This window comes from Pseudomonas sp. JDS28PS106 (assembly GCF_036706555.1).
Classification (GTDB): Bacteria; Pseudomonadota; Gammaproteobacteria; order Pseudomonadales; family Pseudomonadaceae; genus Aquipseudomonas.
In genome coordinates this window covers 31,569-47,285 of sequence record NZ_JBAJGT010000016.1, presented here as the reverse complement: position 1 = coordinate 47,285, position 15,717 = coordinate 31,569, and the positions used below count along the sequence as shown (strand labels likewise).

The 15,717-nt window shown below is 62.3% G+C and carries 17 protein-coding genes; 6 read left to right on the top strand and 11 right to left on the bottom strand.

Annotated features, from left to right (window positions below; genetic code table 11):
* Positions 1-30: 30 nt before the first annotated feature.
* From TRP66_RS20665 to TRP66_RS20650, 4 genes are read left to right on the top strand one after another with little or no spacing between them, the layout of a single operon-like run.
* Entirely contained in the window at positions 31-333 is a 303-nt protein-coding gene (locus tag TRP66_RS20665; protein WP_333406618.1) for a hypothetical protein, read from the top strand.
* A 2-nt stretch (positions 334-335) separates the two neighbouring features.
* Entirely contained in the window at positions 336-1,199 is an 864-nt protein-coding gene (locus TRP66_RS20660; RefSeq protein WP_333406616.1) for a DUF72 domain-containing protein, read from the top strand.
* Between the two features lie 52 nt (positions 1,200-1,251).
* Positions 1,252-2,085 carry an isocitrate lyase/PEP mutase family protein gene (locus tag TRP66_RS20655; protein ID WP_333406614.1) on the top strand — a complete coding sequence of 278 codons (834 nt, stop codon included), beginning with the start codon at positions 1,252-1,254 and terminating at the stop codon, positions 2,083-2,085.
* 2 nt (positions 2,086-2,087) lie between these two features.
* The gene (locus tag TRP66_RS20650; RefSeq protein ID WP_333406612.1) at positions 2,088-2,777 is read left to right on the top strand and encodes an extensin-like domain-containing protein; all 690 of its coding nucleotides are present in this window, start codon (positions 2,088-2,090) and stop codon (positions 2,775-2,777) included.
* A 38-nt stretch (positions 2,778-2,815) separates the two neighbouring features.
* On the opposite strand, the gene TRP66_RS20645 is transcribed toward TRP66_RS20650, so the two are convergent.
* Positions 2,816-3,439, bottom strand: a complete 624-nt coding sequence (locus TRP66_RS20645) for an energy transducer TonB (protein ID WP_333406610.1) — start codon at positions 3,437-3,439, stop codon at positions 2,816-2,818.
* Between the two features lie 98 nt (positions 3,440-3,537).
* Between TRP66_RS20645 and TRP66_RS20640 the strand changes: the two genes are divergently transcribed.
* Positions 3,538-4,329 (top strand): class I SAM-dependent methyltransferase, encoded by a 792-nt coding sequence (locus TRP66_RS20640; protein WP_333406608.1) that lies wholly within the window; start codon positions 3,538-3,540, stop codon positions 4,327-4,329.
* A 129-nt stretch (positions 4,330-4,458) separates the two neighbouring features.
* Here the strand turns inward: TRP66_RS20640 and TRP66_RS20635 are convergent, their stop codons facing one another.
* The 5 genes from TRP66_RS20635 to dapE all read right to left on the bottom strand — a co-directional run bounded on the left by TRP66_RS20635 (position 4,459) and on the right by dapE (position 10,335).
* Positions 4,459-5,148 carry a DUF4197 domain-containing protein gene (locus TRP66_RS20635; RefSeq protein ID WP_333406606.1) on the bottom strand — a complete coding sequence of 230 codons (690 nt, stop codon included), beginning with the start codon at positions 5,146-5,148 and terminating at the stop codon, positions 4,459-4,461.
* Between the two features lie 111 nt (positions 5,149-5,259).
* Positions 5,260-7,755, bottom strand: a complete 2,496-nt coding sequence (plsB, locus tag TRP66_RS20630; RefSeq protein ID WP_333406604.1) for a glycerol-3-phosphate 1-O-acyltransferase PlsB — start codon at positions 7,753-7,755, stop codon at positions 5,260-5,262.
* Positions 7,756-7,977: 222 nt separating this feature from the next.
* Positions 7,978-8,355: a hypothetical protein gene (locus TRP66_RS20625; RefSeq protein ID WP_333406602.1), complete on the bottom strand. Its 378-nt coding sequence runs from the start codon at positions 8,353-8,355 to the stop codon at positions 7,978-7,980.
* A gap of 19 nt (positions 8,356-8,374) precedes the next feature.
* Entirely contained in the window at positions 8,375-9,184 is an 810-nt protein-coding gene (locus tag TRP66_RS20620) for a putative RNA methyltransferase (RefSeq protein ID WP_333406600.1), read from the bottom strand.
* Positions 9,184-10,335, bottom strand: coding sequence for a succinyl-diaminopimelate desuccinylase (gene dapE / locus TRP66_RS20615; protein ID WP_333406599.1), 1,152 nt, complete (start codon positions 10,333-10,335; stop codon positions 9,184-9,186). Before dapE ends, TRP66_RS20620 begins: the two co-directional genes overlap by 1 nt.
* 198 nt (positions 10,336-10,533) lie before the next feature.
* Here dapE and tcdA point away from each other — a divergent pair, with 198 nt between their 5' ends.
* Entirely contained in the window at positions 10,534-11,361 is an 828-nt protein-coding gene (gene tcdA / locus TRP66_RS20610; RefSeq protein WP_333406597.1) for a tRNA cyclic N6-threonylcarbamoyladenosine(37) synthase TcdA, read from the top strand.
* Here tcdA and TRP66_RS20605 read toward each other — a convergent pair.
* The 5 genes from TRP66_RS20605 to TRP66_RS20585 form a co-directional block, all read right to left on the bottom strand.
* Positions 11,352-11,759, bottom strand: a complete 408-nt coding sequence (locus tag TRP66_RS20605) for a SufE family protein (RefSeq protein WP_333406595.1) — start codon at positions 11,757-11,759, stop codon at positions 11,352-11,354. The genes tcdA and TRP66_RS20605 overlap by 10 nt on opposite strands.
* Positions 11,756-12,961: an aminotransferase class V-fold PLP-dependent enzyme gene (locus TRP66_RS20600; RefSeq protein ID WP_333406594.1), complete on the bottom strand. Its 1,206-nt coding sequence runs from the start codon at positions 12,959-12,961 to the stop codon at positions 11,756-11,758. The genes TRP66_RS20605 and TRP66_RS20600 overlap by 4 nt, the downstream gene beginning before the upstream one ends.
* A 205-nt stretch (positions 12,962-13,166) precedes the next feature.
* Positions 13,167-14,201 carry a 2,3,4,5-tetrahydropyridine-2,6-dicarboxylate N-succinyltransferase gene (gene dapD, locus TRP66_RS20595; protein ID WP_333406592.1) on the bottom strand — a complete coding sequence of 345 codons (1,035 nt, stop codon included), beginning with the start codon at positions 14,199-14,201 and terminating at the stop codon, positions 13,167-13,169.
* Positions 14,202-14,249: 48 nt separating this feature from the next.
* Entirely contained in the window at positions 14,250-14,600 is a 351-nt protein-coding gene (locus tag TRP66_RS20590; RefSeq protein ID WP_333406717.1) for an ArsC family reductase, read from the bottom strand.
* Positions 14,601-14,800: 200 nt separating this feature from the next.
* Positions 14,801-15,622, bottom strand: a complete 822-nt coding sequence (locus TRP66_RS20585) for a matrixin family metalloprotease (RefSeq protein ID WP_333406590.1) — start codon at positions 15,620-15,622, stop codon at positions 14,801-14,803.
* Between the last annotated feature and the right edge of the window lie 95 nt (positions 15,623-15,717).

Here is a 15,717-nt window from a genome sequence, read left to right as displayed (position 1 = left end):
TTGCCACTACAAGACGCCGAGTACAGATCGATGCGCATAGACGGACCTACTACACGCTCGTACCCCATCAATCGAAAGCCGCGAAAAGCTCCGACCATCGTCGAAGGCTCTTTCGAGGAAATCGACAACGACGCCGAGCCGGCTCCGGTCTCGCGCCGGGAAGCGGGCGGCAATCAGTCTGGCGGGACAGCCGGCGTGCCCGCGCGTCCGCAGGACATCATCTTTCCGCGTGCCATGAGCAAGCGTGTCGCCACAGCGCTGTCCAGCTATCTGACCACCGCCAGTTTCGTCGATTGGGACCTGGAAGTATCGGGGCTCGATCTGCACGTCTGATTGTGAACGCTCTCCCGTATTACCTGGGTTGCCCGTCATGGAAGGACGAAGCCTGGCGTAACTCCTTCTACCCCTTCGATGCCCGCTCATCCGAGATGCTGAGCCTGTATACACAGGTCTTCAATGCTGTCGAAGGCAATACCACGCACTATGCACGGCCCAAGCCTTCGACTGTGCAGAAGTGGGCGGATGCGATGCCCGAGAGCTTTCGCTTCACCGCCAAGTTTCCCAATGACATCACCCATGACGGTGACTTGCGCTTGCATGTGCCGGCGGCCGAAGACTTCCTTCGCCTGATGGCGCCATTGGGCGAGCGGGTCATGCCGTTCTGGCTGCAACTGCCTGCAAGCTTCTCGCCTGATCGACTTCCTGAGCTTGCCGGTTTCATCGATGCGGTGCAGCGACCGATGGCCGTCGAAGTGCGCCATATGGCGTTCTTTCAGAAAGGCGAGCATGAACGAACGCTCAATCGCCTGCTGCTGGATCGGGGTGTCGAGCGTATCTGCCTTGATTCGCGGCCCTTGTTCAGCTGTCTCTCCAACGATACCTGGGTGTTGCACGCGCAATCCCGCAAGCCCAAGGTGCCGGTGCGGCCTGCCGCATTGACGCAGTTTCCCCAGATCCGCTTCATCGGCCGCCCGGAGCTGGCGGCCAATGACCCTTTCCTTGAACAGTGGGTCGAGAAAGTCGCGGCGTGGATCGAAGAAGGCCGTACACCCTACGTGTTCCTGCACACGCCGGACAATCACCTGGCCCCGCATCTGGCGCAACGTTTCCATACGCAGCTGATGGCACGTCTGCCGGGGCTTGCGCCGCTGGCCGAACTGGATCGCGGGCCGCAAGCGGAGCAGTTGGGCTTGCTCTGAGGTCGATACCTGTGGACTGATAGGGGTTCACTCGGCTCTCGGAGAACGACACATGGATTCGCAACAGCTTCTCCGCGCTCAAGCGTTCAAGGATTTGCACGAACGTGAAGGCGCATTCGTCATACCCAACCCGTGGGACGCAGGCTCGGCCAAACTGCTGGCCTCGCTGGGTTTCGTCGCGCTGGCGACGACCAGCGCCGGCCTTGCTTTCAGCCTCGGTCGTCCGGACGCGCAAGGCGCGGTCACTCGGGAAGATACGCTGGACAATGTCGCCGCCATCGTTGCCGCGACCCCATTGCCCGTGGCGGCCGATCTGGAAAATTGCTTTGCCGACAGCCCTGACGGTTGCGCCGAGACATTGCTGCGGGCCGCGGCGACCGGAATAGTCGGTGCCTCGATCGAAGACGCCAGCGGTCGCGCGGATCAACCGATCTATGATTTCGAGCTGTCGGTCGAGCGGGTGAGGGCGGCGGCCCAGGCGGTGCGGTCGCTGCCATTTCCGTTCACGCTCACTGCGCGTGCCGAAAACCTGCTGAACGACCGTATGGACTTTACAGACACTCTGCGGCGCCTCGAAGCTTATGCCGACGCGGGCGCCGACGTGCTCTACGCACCGGGCTTGCGCACCCGGGAAGAGGTGATTGCGGTGGTGCGAGCCGTCGCGCCGAAGCCGGTGAATGTCCTGATGGGCCTGGGCGGGGTCACCCTGACCGTTGCCGAACTGGCCAACTGCGGCGTCAAGCGAATCAGCGTCGGCTCGTCCCTGGCGCGCGCCGCATTGGGCGGGTTGTATCTGGCAGCCGAGGAGATTCGCAATTACGGCACCTTCAACTACGCCGGGCACGCGCTGCCCTTCGACCAACTCAATGCACTCTTCAAAGGCTGAGGATGCGCGGCTTTCTTCTGTTCCTGTTGCTGTGCGCTATCGTCTGGGTTTCTATCTGGCGTGGCTGGATCGAGGTCCCGCCGCGTTGGAACCCTTGGGCGCCGCTGGATGTGCACGCGCAGCCCAATCTGCTGACGCCATTCAAACTGGCGCGACTGCGCAGCGATCCGGCATTGTGTGATCAGGTGCTGGCGGATTCAGGGCTGCGCTACAGTCGGCAGGCCGACAGCCCGGCGTCCGCCAAATGCCCTTTGCAGAATACGTTGAGAGTCCAAGGCGGAAACGTTGCCTTGAGCAGCAGCTTTCTGGCGAGCTGCCCGCTGGCGGTGGCCTATGTGCTGTTCGATATCCATACGCTGCAGCCAGCGGCGCAAACGGTATTTGGGCAGCGCGTGGCGCGGGTCGACCATCTGGGCAGTTTCGCCTGTCGTAATGTCTATGGGCGCGCTCAAGGCCGATTGAGCCAGCACGCCAGCGCCAACGCGCTGGATATCGCAGGATTTCGTCTGGCGGACGGGCGTAGAGTCACCGTGCTGGGCGACTGGAACGACGAAGGCGACAAGGGACGCTTTCTCAGGGAAGTGCGCGATGGCGCCTGCAAGCAATTCGATACGGTGCTGGGGCCTGAATACAACGCGGCCCATCGCAACCATTTTCATCTGGATATGGGACGCTGGCAGGTCTGCCGGTGACGGGGTATCGGCCTAGGCTAACGGCGCCCGGATAGCGTTTACGCGGCCATCCGCAGATTCTGCAGGATCAGTGGCCGCGCCCAGCCAGTGTCGAAATCGAACTGGCGCTGCTGTTCGGCAAGGGTCGCTTCGTCCAGCGGCAGGGCAGGTTTATCGGCCAGCTCCCATTCGAACTCGGCGATCGGCAGATGCAGCGGGTATGGCTGTGGCGCCGGGCCAGGATTGCCGTTGTAATGATACGGGTCCAGCACAGTCGGGCGTACCCAATGGCTTTCGAAATCCAGGGAACGTTGCTGCTCGATCAACTCGCTCATGCTGAACGGCTCGGCCGGTGGCGGCAGCAGGTCCAGCTCGAATTCGGCAATCGGCAGGAACAGCGGCTCTGGCGGTTTGACTTGAGTCTCGGTAACGGCGCAATTGCGCTGCTCGACGATCTGGCTGTGAGCCTTGGCGCCGGCGACGGGTTCGCCAGTTTCGGTATCGATCTCGTCGGCAATCGCCGGAAGCACCAGCGGCTGCTTGCCCTCGCCGACCTGTTCAGCCATCGCCCGGGCAAAAGCGTCCGACCACAGCTGCGTGACACCCCCGAGGGTGCGGCTGTTGGGGATGCTGAAGTCGCCTGAGTGCGACAAATAGCCGATGGATTGAACAATGTCTGACATGGCGATCAGTACGGACCTTGGGTCTGGCAGAATACCGGATACTTCTTTATCGGCCGATTTAGCCGATCATTAATACTTTTTTCGAGTGTGTGGATTCCATGAGTGAGCAGCAAGCCGGCAGTCGTATTCGTGTCGAAGCCCAGGCCAGTGGTGCACAAGAGCAGGCGGCGCAATGGGCCTCGCGCCTGGGGCTGCCGCTTGAGGACGCGCAAGCTGATTTCGCCTTGCAGGTGACCGAGGCTGGATTACAGTTGCAGCAGTTGGGTGATGAGGCGCCGGGGCCGGTGCGAGTGGATTTTGTCGAAGGCGCGGTTGCGCACAGACGCCTGTTCGGCGGCGGCAGCGGGCAGATGATCGCCAAGGCGGTCGGCATCCAGCCGGGTGTGCGGCCCCGGGTTCTGGATGCCACCGCTGGACTGGGCAAGGATGCGTTCGTTCTTGCAAGTCTGGGCTGCAAAGTGAGCCTGATCGAGCGCCAGCCAATCATCGCCGCGTTGCTGGAGGATGGGCTGGCGCGTGGGCAGCAGGACAGCGAGGTGGGGGCAATCGTCAGTCAGATGCATCTGCTGACCGGCAACTCCATCGAACTGATTCGAAACTGGCAAGGCGAGCCGCCGCAGGTGATCTACCTGGACCCGATGTTCCCGCATCGCGAGAAGACCGCACTGGTCAAAAAGGAAATGCGCCTGTTCCGCCCGTTGGTGGGCGACGATATGGATGCGCCAGCTCTGCTGGAAGCGGCCCTGGCGCTTGCAACCCACCGGGTGGTGGTCAAACGCCCGCGCAAGGCGCCCTGCATCGAAGGGCCCAAGCCAAGTCACGTGCTGGATGGCAAATCCAGCCGGTATGACATCTACCCCAAGAAAGCACTAAAACCAAAAGCGGTGTAATGGGATTTTGTAGGAGCCAGCTTGCTGGCGATAGGCTGCTGCGGTGAGGGACCGGTCTCGCAACCGCAGTGCAGCACATCGCCAGCAAGGCGGAACGCCGCCCCGGTGGCTCCTACGACGTCATCGGCATTACAGCGCGCCAAACACCTTCTTCGCCAGGCTGGTCGCGGCCGCTGCCGGGTTGGCGCGGATGCTTTCTTCCTGTTTGGCGATCATCTCGAACAGCCCGTTCAGCGCCTGTTCGGTCACGTAGTTCTCGACGTTGGCGTTCTTGGCGTCCAGCACGCCCAAGGTTGCGGCCTGGCCGGCGAAAGCGTTGTATTTCTGCGCCAGGCCGACCTTGTCGGTCGCCTGTTTGACGATGGGCAGGAACTTGGCCCGGATCTGCTCGCGGCTGCTGGTGTCCAGGTAATGCGTTGCCGAGTCCTTCCCGCCGTTGAGGATCGACTTGGCGTCGGCCACGCTCATCTTCTTCACGGCATCGACCAACAGCGCCTGCGCTTGCGGCACGGCAGCTTCCGCAGCCTGGTTCATGCTGGTTTCTAGTTGCTCGACCTGAGCGCCCATGCCGAACTGCTTCATCTTCTTGGCGACCTTGCCCAGATTGCCCGGCAACTCGATGCGCACGTCCTGATTATTAGTAAAACCGCCCGGCTTGCCCAATTGTTTGACGGCAACCTGGGCGCCCTGGGTAAGGGCGTCCTTCAGACCGCCAGTGGCGTCGGATTGCGACAGGTCAGCAAGTGACAGGGCAAGCGCATTGGCCGACAACAGAAGGCCTGTGCACAGGCCGGCGAGAGTGAACGATGAGCGGAACATGACAGCATCCTCATGACAATCTTGATGGCAGCGCGTCCGGCCATGCCCGACGCGGATGAACAGGGTATCAGGGACGCAGCCGCCCCTGAGGTGACTGGGGATTCAGCGCATTCAACTCGTCGGATCCGCTTCGGTGACCACTTCACTCTGATGCAGCGCGACCTGCCGGATGGACAGCCTGATTTCCGCTGGCAGCACACGCTTGGCGGCGCCTTCGGCCAGATCGCCCAGCAGAGGGTGATAGCTCAGCTTGCCTTCGGCGTCCTTGCGCAGCACGCCCAGATCCAGCAGGGTCTGAATGAAATGGCGGAACAGGCTCTTGTCAAAGAACTCGGGCGCGTTGAGCCCATGCAGAATCGACAGGCGCTGGGCCATGACCGTGCACAGGTCTTCCAGCTCTTCGGCGCTCAGGCTGTGCTGTCCGCTGTTGAGCAGCAGGGCGATCGCCATGTAGAAGCGCTGCAAGGTCTGTGCAATAGCGCGAGACAACAGGGTCAGCAGCACGAACTCCCGAGAGCTGGGCTCAGGGCGTACGAACACGCCGTCTTCCTTCTTGCGCAAAAGGCCTTGCTCGACGAAGGCTTCCAGCCATTGGTCGACCACCTCATCGAGTTCGTTGAGCGGCCAGCGAATGAACAGTTCCGATTGCAGGTACGGGTAGAGCGCGCGGGTATAACGCAGAATCTGTTCGCGGCTCATGCGCGACGAGCTCTGGAAGAAACTGGCCAGCAGCGACGGCAACGCAAAGATGTGCAGCACGTTGTTGCGGTAGTAGGTCATCAGTACCGCATTCTGCTCGTTCAGATACAGAATTCTGCCCAGCGCATCCTTCTGCTCGGCCAGCAGATCCATGCCTTTGACATGCTCGATCAGTTCCCGACCGTTGCCCTCGGGCAACGTAGTGTGCGGCGAATAGGGCACGCGACGCAGCAGCGTCAGGTACAGGTCCAGCACCCGCTCCATGGCCTGATCGTCCAGTGCCAATCGCTGGGTAGACAGCAATACGATCGCCACCAGGTTCATCGGGTTGACCGCCGCCGCTTCGTTGAGCCGCTGAGCGACCCGATCGCCGAGACGATTGGTGGTTTCGCTCAACCATTGCGGGCGGTATTGCGGACCAAGGTCCTGGGCGCGCCAGTCCGGCTGCTCGGCGTCGAGAAACTCGGCCAGTCTGATCGGCTCGCCGAAGTTCACGGACACCTGGCCGAAGCGCTGGCGCAGGGCGCCGATGACCTTGAAGATGTCGAAGATGGACTCTTTCTTCTTGGTCGCGCCGCGCAGCTCGCCCAGATAGGTCCGACCTTCCAGCACGCGCTCGTAACCGATGTAGACGGGGATGAACACGATCGGCATCCGCGAATTGCGCAGAAAGCTGCGCAGGGTGATCGCCAGCATCCCGGTCTTGGGCTGCAACATGCGCCCGGTCCGCGAGCGGCCGCCCTCGACGAAGTACTCGACCGGGAAGCCTTTGGTGAACAGCGTGTGCAGATATTCGTTGAACACCGCCGTGTACAGCGGGTTGCCCTTGAACGTACGGCGCATGAAGAACGCGCCGCCGCGGCGCAGCAGGCTGCCGATCACCGGCATGTTGAGGTTGATGCCGGCGGCGATGTGCGGTGGGGTCAGGCCGTTGCGGAACAGCAGGTACGACAGCAACAGGTAGTCGATGTGGCTGCGATGGCAGGGGACGTAGATGACTTCGTGTCCCGGTGCAATTTCCTGCACGCCCTCGATATGGCTGACCTTGATGCCGTCATAGATCTTGTTCCAGAACCAGCTGAGTATCACTTCCAGGAACCGAATCGCCGTGTAGGTGTAGTCCGAGGCGATTTCGTTGCCGTACCGCAGCGCCAGTTCCCGCGCCTTGTCTTCGGAAATGTTCTCGCGCTCGGCCTCTTCGTGAATCGCCTGTTTGACCAGCGGTTCGTCCAGCAGCCCGGCGACCAGATTGCGCCGGTGCGACAGGTCCGGGCCGATCACCGCGCTCTTGAGGTTGCGGAAATGGACCCGCAGCAGGCGCTGGGTCATGCGCAGGGTCAATTCGAAGCCTTTGTTCTCGTTCACCAGCTCGCGCAGGTGGATAGGCGCGGAAAACTGCACCCGTGTCTTGCGGCCCAGGATCAGGATAGTGACCAGCCGCCGTAGCCTGCCGGTGACTGCCCAGCTGTCGGCGAACAGCAGCTTCCAGGCACTGGACTCACGGTCCGGGGACTGCCCCCAGAACACGCTGACCGGGATGATCTGCGCGTCTTCCTGCGGGTTCTGGCTGACGGCCGCGACCAGACGTTCCAGCGTCGGTGGCGCGCCACGCTTGTCGTGGCGACCCAGCCAGTCAGGCTCAGGAGTGAGATAGAAGAAAGCGGCGGGCTCCATCAGGTTGCCGACCGCAACCGACAGCACCGGCCGCGGCAGGCCTGCCTTGCGACACTCGGTATCGAGCACCGCCAGATCGCTGACCGATGGCGATTGCAGGGCGTAGAACACCGGACGGCTACGGTCCAGGCTGAGCGTAAAGGACGATTGATTGATGGTTTCCGAGCGAACCCACAGGTAAAGCAAGCGACGCAGGGTGCCGAACACAAGACGACGGAACGGAGAACGAGTCATACGGATTCTGCTGGATGAAAAGGGCGAGCGCCCGAGAGAGCGTCAGTTTGACTGATCGCAGAGAGATCGGCAAAAGATGCGCGGCCCACCTCGACCGGTAGGAGCCAGCTTGCTGTGGGCGGCAATCCGACGATAAAACGATGTCGCGATCTGGCCGGACAAACGCACTGTCCGGGCAGATCGCCAGCGAGCTGGCTCCTACAGCTTTCCGTTTGTCAGCGTTTACGACGTACGCCAGGTAATCTCTTCTTCACCATCGGCGCTGATGCGGATCCAGCGGTCGGCAGCGTCGTCGCTTTCCTCTTCCACCCAGGTGCCCGGCGCGCAGCGTACTTCGACGTTCAGGGCAGCGAAGGCCGCGCGGGCGCAGGCGATGTCGTCGTCCCAGGGCGTCTGGTCGCTTTCCAGGAACAGGCTGTTCCATTTGCCGACGGCCTTGGGCAGCCAGGTCACCGGAATGCTGCCGGCCTCGCACTTCCAGGTCTGGCCTTTCTGTGTCCAGTCAGTGCACGGGCCCAGGACGGCGCCGAGCCATTGAGCGATGGCCTTGTGGTCGACGTCTTCGTCCTTGAGGTAAATCTCGATATCGGGTTGGCGCATGGATGCCTCTTCTGAATGCTTATTGCAGCACGAAATAATCGTAGCGCATGGATACAGTGACCTTGAACGGGCCCGGATGCTCGATCACCGCGGCGCGGCGTTCAGCGCTTGCGCGCCAGCCGTGGGGCGTCATCGCCAGCAGATCGGCGCGGGACCGACCGTCGATCAGCTCCAGGCTGTAGGTCAGGATTTCGCTGTGTTGCAGCTGCATGCCTTCGGGCACCAGCGCCAGATGCTTGTCATCGGCGTAGTCGCGGACTTCGTCGTACAGGCGCTCGCGCAATTCCATCAGGTGCCCGCGGGTCGGGCCGACCCGCATCAGTCCGCCACCGGGCGTCAGCAGGCGTTTGGCTTCCTGCCAGTCCAGCGGGCTGAACACGCTGGCCAGGAACTGGCAGCTGGCATCGGCCAAGGGCACGCGCGCCATGCTCGCGACCATCCAGGTCAGCGCGGGATTACGGCGGCAGGCACGCTTGACCGCTTCACGGGAAATGTCCAGCGCGTAGCCGTCGGCATCGGGCAGCGCCTCGGCGATTTGCGCGGTGTAATAGCCTTCGCCGCAGCCGATATCCAGCCAGCGTCCAGGCGCGCGCTCAGCCGCCAGCTCGGCCAGACGCCGTGCAACCGGCGCATAGTGACCCGCGTTGAGGAAATCGCGACGGGCTTCGACCATGGCCTGGTTGTCGCCGGGGTCGCGGCTGTTCTTGTGCTGCACAGGCAGCAGGTTCAGGTAACCCTGGCGGGCGCGATCGAAGCGATGGCCGGCCGGGCAGACCACGCCATTATCGACCGCGCTGAGCGGTGCGGAGCAGATAGGACAGGTCAGCATCAGGCGAGCAACTTGACCAGAGTCTGGTAGTAGATTTCAGTCAGCAGTTCGAGGTCGCTGGCCAGGACCCGCTCGTTGACCTGGTGAATGGTCGCGTTGACCGGACCCAGCTCGACAACCTGAGTGCCGAGGGTCGCGATGAAGCGGCCGTCGGAGGTCCCGCCGCTGGTCGAAGCCTGCGTCTCGCGGCCGGTCACCGCCTTGATGCTCGCCGACACCGCGTCGAGCAGCGCGCCCGGCTCGGTGAGGAACGGCAGACCCGACAGCGCCCAGTCGATGTCCCAGTCCAGCTCGTGCTTGTCGAGAATGACCGCGACCCGCTGCTTGAGCCCCTCAACGGTCGATTCGGTGGAGAAGCGGAAGTTGAACACCGCCACCAGATCGCCGGGAATCACGTTGGTGGCGCCGGTGCCGGAGTTGAGGTTAGAGATCTGGAAGCTGGTAGGCGGAAAGAACGCGTTGCCTTCGTCCCAGTGCTCGGCGGCCAGTTCGGCCAGCGCCGGAGCGGCCAGATGAATCGGGTTTTTCGCCAGATGCGGGTAGGCCACATGACCCTGCTTGCCGCGCACGGTCAGCGTGGCGCCAAGCGAACCGCGACGGCCGTTCTTGACCACATCGCCCACCAGCGTGGTGCTGGAAGGTTCGCCGACGATGCACCAGTCGAGCCGTTCGTTGCGCGCGGCCAGACGCTCGACAACAGCTTTGGTGCCATGATGCGCCGGGCCTTCTTCGTCACTGGTGATCAGAAACGCAACGGTGCCCTTGTGATCCGGGTAGTCGGCGATGAAACGTTCGCAGGCGACCACCATCGAGGCCAGACTGCCTTTCATGTCCGCGGCGCCCCGGCCGCACAGCATGCCTTGTTCGTCGATCAACGCGTCGAACGGGTCGTTCTGCCAGGCCTGCGCCGGCCCGGTCGGCACCACATCGGTGTGCCCGGCGAAGCACAGCACAGGACCCTCATGACGGCCGTGGGTCGCCCAGAAATTGTCCACGTCTTCGATACGCATCGGTTCGAGTTCGAACCCGACTTTGCCCAGCCGCTGCATCATCACGGTCTGGCAATCGGCGTCCAGCGGAGTGACCGAAGGGCGACGGATCAGATCGCAGGCGAGTTGAAGCGTGGGCGAAAGGTCGGCGTGGGCCGTCATGTACAGAACTCCGGTTACAGGGCTTTGAGCGTGAAAAGGCCGTTATCTTAAAGCAAAACGCAGAACCTAAGGCTTCGATATGACAACGAGGGTGCCGAGGACGCTGTTTCGGACCAGCCGCGATCCTGCCCAGGTGCCTGTTCAGGCGCGACGCTCTATAATGCGCGCCCGTTTTCGCCGGCAGTTCGAGGCAGCCACATGAGCACAGCAGATCCACGTTTCGCGGGCATCGCCCGTTTGTACGGCATCGAAGGGCTGGCTCGCCTGCGCGCCGCCCATGTGGCGGTGGTCGGGATCGGCGGGGTCGGGTCCTGGGCGGCGGAGGCGATGGCACGCTGCGGCGTGGGCGAGATTTCGCTGTTCGACATGGACGATGTGTGCGTCAGCAACAGCAATCGTCAGTTGCATGCGCTGGACACGACCGTGGGGCGTCCCAAGGTCGAGGTCATGGCCGAGCGAATTCGGGCGATCAATCCGGACTGCGTGGTGCATCCCGTCAGCGATTTCGTGACCCGCGAGACGATGACCGACTACATCACGCCAGACCTGGACTTCGTGCTCGATTGCATCGACAGCGTCAACGCCAAGGCGGCGCTGATTTCATGGTGCAAGCGGCGCAAGATCCCGATGGTCACCACTGGCGGCGCGGGCGGACAGATTGATCCAACCCTGATCCAGATCGCCGACCTCAATCGCACCTTCAACGATCCGCTGGCGTCTAAGGTTCGCTCGACCCTGCGCCGCGACTATGGATTTTCGCGTACGCCCAACCGGCACTACAGCGTGCCGTGCGTCTTTTCCAGCGAGCAGCTGCGCTACCCCAAGCCGGACGGCGGCATCTGTCTGCAAAAGAGCTTCGTGGGCGAAGGCGTCAAGCTTGACTGTTCGGGCGGTTTTGGCGCGGTGATGATGGTGACTGCCACCTTCGGCATGGTGGCTGCGACCCGCGCCATCGACAAGCTGGTCGCCGGTGCGCGCCGACCTTCAGAGCGGGTCAAGTCGAGTGCTACCCAGACTCAAGCGTGAGCCAGTTCGCGCATCTTCTGTAACACCGCATTCAGGCCGTTGCTGCGCGACGGTGACAATTGCCGGGAAAGCCCCAGCTGTTGAAACCAGTCCGGCAGGTCGACGTCGCGCAGATCCGAGGCGGCCAGGCCGTTGACCCGGGCCAGCAGCAAGGCCACTAGCCCGCGAATCAGGCGAGCATCGCTGGCAGCCCGGAACTGCCAGTGTTCGTCAGCCACTTCGCCCACCAGCCAGACTTTGCTCTCGCAGCCGCTGACCAGATGCTGGTCGGATCTTTCGTCGTCGCTCAGCGCCGGCATGCGTTCGCCCCATTGCATCAGCAGGCGCGCGCGCTGCTCCCAGCTCTGGGGGGCGCTGAAGGTGTCCAGTGCGACGCGGGCGTCGGCAGGCAGGCTCATCGCAATAGCTCCAGGCCCTGATCCAGGGCGTCGAAGAAACGCTGCAGATCGTCGCTGTCATTGTAGAGCGCCAGTGAAACGCGGATCGCGCCGGAAAGCCCGAGCTTCTTGAACAGCGGCATGGCGCAGTGTTGACCGGCGCGCACGGCGATGCCCTGTTCCGTCAGCATGTGGGCGAGGTCCGAATTGTGCACGCCGTCGACGACAAAGCTGGCCAGCGCCAGTTGTGGATTGCCGAGCACTCTGACACCGTCGCGCTGGCGCAGGCCTTTGAGCAGGTCGCGATGCAGATCGGCTTCATGCGCCGCCACCGCCGTGCCGTCCAGGCTGCCGAGATAATCGATAGTTGCGCCGAGGCCGACGGCGCCCGCGATGGGCGGGGTCCCGGCTTCGAACCCCAGCGGAGCGCTTCGGAATTTGGCCTGATGGTAGTCGGCGGTCAGCACCATTTCGCCGCCGAACTGCCAGTGCGCCAGCAGCGGCAGGGCTTCGTGACGGCCATAGAGCACCCCAAGCCCGTCAGGACCGTAGAGCTTATGGCTGGAGAAGACGTAAAAATCGCACCCCAGCGCCGCCAGATCCTGGCGGCCGTGGACCACGCCCTGTGCGCCGTCGACCACAGTAAGCGCGCCTTGCGCTTGCGCCATTGAGAGCAGGGCAGGCAATGGCTGCCAGGCGCCGAGAATGTTGGACAGCTGGCTAACGGCAAGCAGTCGGGTGCGGGGTCCGATCAGTTCCGCAGCCCGCTGCAGGTCGATCAGGCCGTCGTTGTCGAGCGGCAGCACGACCAGTTCGAGATCGCGGCGCTGCGCCAGTTGTTGCCAGGGCAGCAGGTTGGCGTGGTGTTCGAGCGCGCTGACGACGATCTGATCCCCTGCCTTGAAGAGGTGTTCCAGGCCGTAGGCCAGCAGGTTCAGTGCGGCGGTCGCGCCGTGGGTGAAGACGATCTGGCCGCTGTCGGCGGCATTGAGCCAGTGGGCGATCTTGCGGCGACTGTCTTCGAAGGCTTGAGTGGCATGAGCGCCGGGCAGGTGCTGCGCGCGGTGCACGTTCGCGGCGCCGCTGGCGTAATAATGAACCAGAGCGTCAATCAGTGCCCGGGGTTTTTGCGTGGTGGCGGCGTTGTCCAGGTAGGTCTGGCCTTGCCGCTGCAGGGCGTCGATGGCCGGGAAGTCAGCGCGCCATGGGGAAAAGAGGGACATGGTTGATCCGGATCGTTGAAGCGGGTTTCAGAGAGTGTTTACAAACTGGCTGCGCTCGGCAATACGGCGTTGAAATCGGTCTCAAAATGCTCATTTACTCCCTGTAAACTCCGCTTTTTCGACCGATTTCGCCTTGTCTTGCCTTCGCTCGCCTATTTTGTATGACACCCTCTCAGACCCGATGGCCTGAAACCCGCACACGGCATCAGTTATGAGCGTGCAGCGCTTCGTTCAGCTCGATGGCGGACTTGTGAGTCTTGCACTCCACCGCGCCGGTCTGCGAATTGCGACGGAACAGCAGGTCGGTCTGGCCGGCCAGATCACGGGCCTTGACCACTTTGACCAGCTCGTTTTTCTCGTCCAGCAGGGCGACCTTGGTGCCGGCGGTGATGTACAGGCCGGCCTCGACGGTGTTGCGGTCACCCAGCGGAATGCCGATGCCGGCGTTGGCGCCGATCAGGCAGCCTTCGCCGACCTTGATGACGATGTTGCCACCGCCCGACAGGGTGCCCATGGTCGAGCATCCGCCGCCCAGGTCAGAACCCTTGCCGACAAATACGCCCGCCGATACGCGGCCTTCGATCATGCCCGGACCTTCGGTGCCGCCGTTGAAGTTCACGAAACCTTCGTGCATCACAGTAGTGCCTTCGCCAATGTAGGCGCCCAGGCGAACGCGCGCGCTGTCGGCGATGCGCACGCCGCTCGGCACGACGTAGTCGGTCATTTTCGGGAACTTGTCTACCGAGAAGACTTCCAGCAGCTCGCCTTTCAGACGGGCTTCGAGCTGGCGCTCGGCCAGTTCGGCCAGGTCTACCGCACCCTGGCTGGTCCAGGCGACGTTAGGCAGTAGCGGGAAGATGCCGGCCAGGTTCAGGCCATGCGGTTTGACCAGACGATGGGAGAGCAGGTGCAGCTTGAGGTACGCCTCGGGGGTGGAAGTCAGCGGCGCATCTTCGGCCAGCAGCGTGGCGACCAGCGGGTTGTGGCTTTCAGCCAGGCGAGTCAGCAGCGCGGCCTGGGTCGCGTCGACCGATTTCAGCGCTTCAGCCAGCTTCGACGCCTGGTCGGTGGTGATGGCGATGGCCTGGTTGCCGCCGGTGTAACCCAGTGCAGGAGTGATGGCAGCAATCAGCTCGGCGGACGGATTGATCAGCGGCTGGGCGTAGAAAACCTCCAGCCAGGCGCCTTGACGATTCTGGGTACCGACGCCGAACGCCAGGCTGAACAGGGAAGTGGACATAACAATACCTCTTGCGAATTTTTTGAAGACCTTCGGTAGCGCGCTGGCTTATCGAATGGCTGCTGAATACAGGTCGGGTTTGAAACCGATCAGGGTCCGGTCGCCGAGATCGAGCACCGGGCGCTTGATCATCGAGGGTTGAGCCAGCATCAGTTCGATGGCTTTGCTCTGATCAAGATCGGCTTTCTGTGCGTCATCAAGCTTGCGGAACGTGGTTCCGGCGCGGTTCAACACCACTTGCCAGCCGTGCTCATCGCACCAGCGGGTCAAGTGCTCGCGGTCGATGCCGGCGGTCTTGTAATCGTGGAAATCGTAGCTCACGGCGTTTTCATCAAGCCAGGTGCGAGCCTTTTTCATCGTGTCGCAGGCCTTGATCCCGTAAAGGTGGAAGCTGTTCATATCATCAGGCACTGTCTGCCCCCTTTTTGAGACGGTTGTGAAAACGGCCACGGATTATGCCACGGGTAAGTGCTCTCGGCTGCCGTCGGCGAGGATTAGTTGCGCAAGGAATCAGCGAGCAGAGGGCAATGGGCGTGCATGTCCCGGTAAGAGGGAGGCGCCGCGCAATCGGGAAGGCGGGGGGATTGCGCGGCGAACTGTCAGGAGGCGTCGTACCTGGAATTCTGCCGATCGGGATAGACAGAGCGCATCAATTCGATGTCTTTGACGCTGAGGGTCTTGCCGGTATTGATGACCTGGAAATCACCGAGGGTCAGCGCGTTTGGGACGTCGAAGTGCATGATCGATTCCGGGTCGTAGGGCGAATAATGAAAGTCGGCGGCTTCATAGCGGTCGAGGAAATTTCGGTGAATCAGAGCGTCGTCGTAGCCGACCTGCTTGAGCAGGCTGGTGAGCAGTGGCTCGTTCCATGGAATCCGGGCGTCGGGGTGCTGATGCTCATGCACGGCCCCCAGTGCATGACCAAACTCGTGCAGCACAATGCGGGTGAGTTCGGGCATGGGCTGCAAGGTATCCGTGAAGAGTTCTCGAACGTTGAACTCCATGGTCGCCTGGTCCTGGGCGACCAGCAGGGCATCAGTGCCCAGCTCACTCCAGTTCAGGCGTGTATTGAGACCGATGCGAATATCGCTGGGACCTTCACTGACGAATTCGAACTTCAGGTTCACATGGGGCAGCCACTGACGTGCCGCTTCGATAATGGGCGCGGTGAGTACGTCCGGCGGGTTTTTGAGGAAATGGATCTTCAGGGTTCTGCCACGTGCCCAGTACTTGGTGAAGGCCACCAGGATTCTCGGCTGACGCTCGGTCGGATCGACATTGTAGGCGTGTTCCGAGTCGTAGGTGGGCGTGATGGCCGCATTCGCCGGATTTTCGGCGAGCGCGTTGTCATACGAGGCCTGGTAGTCGTCCGCTTCGCGCATGGAGCACAGGAACGATACGGGATGGGGATGATTGGACATGCGGATACCTTCGCTTCAAGGCTTCCGGTCAGGAAGCACGATTAAATGAAGGTCGAACGGTAAAGCGCAGGCGCAGGCGATCTGCGGTACATAAT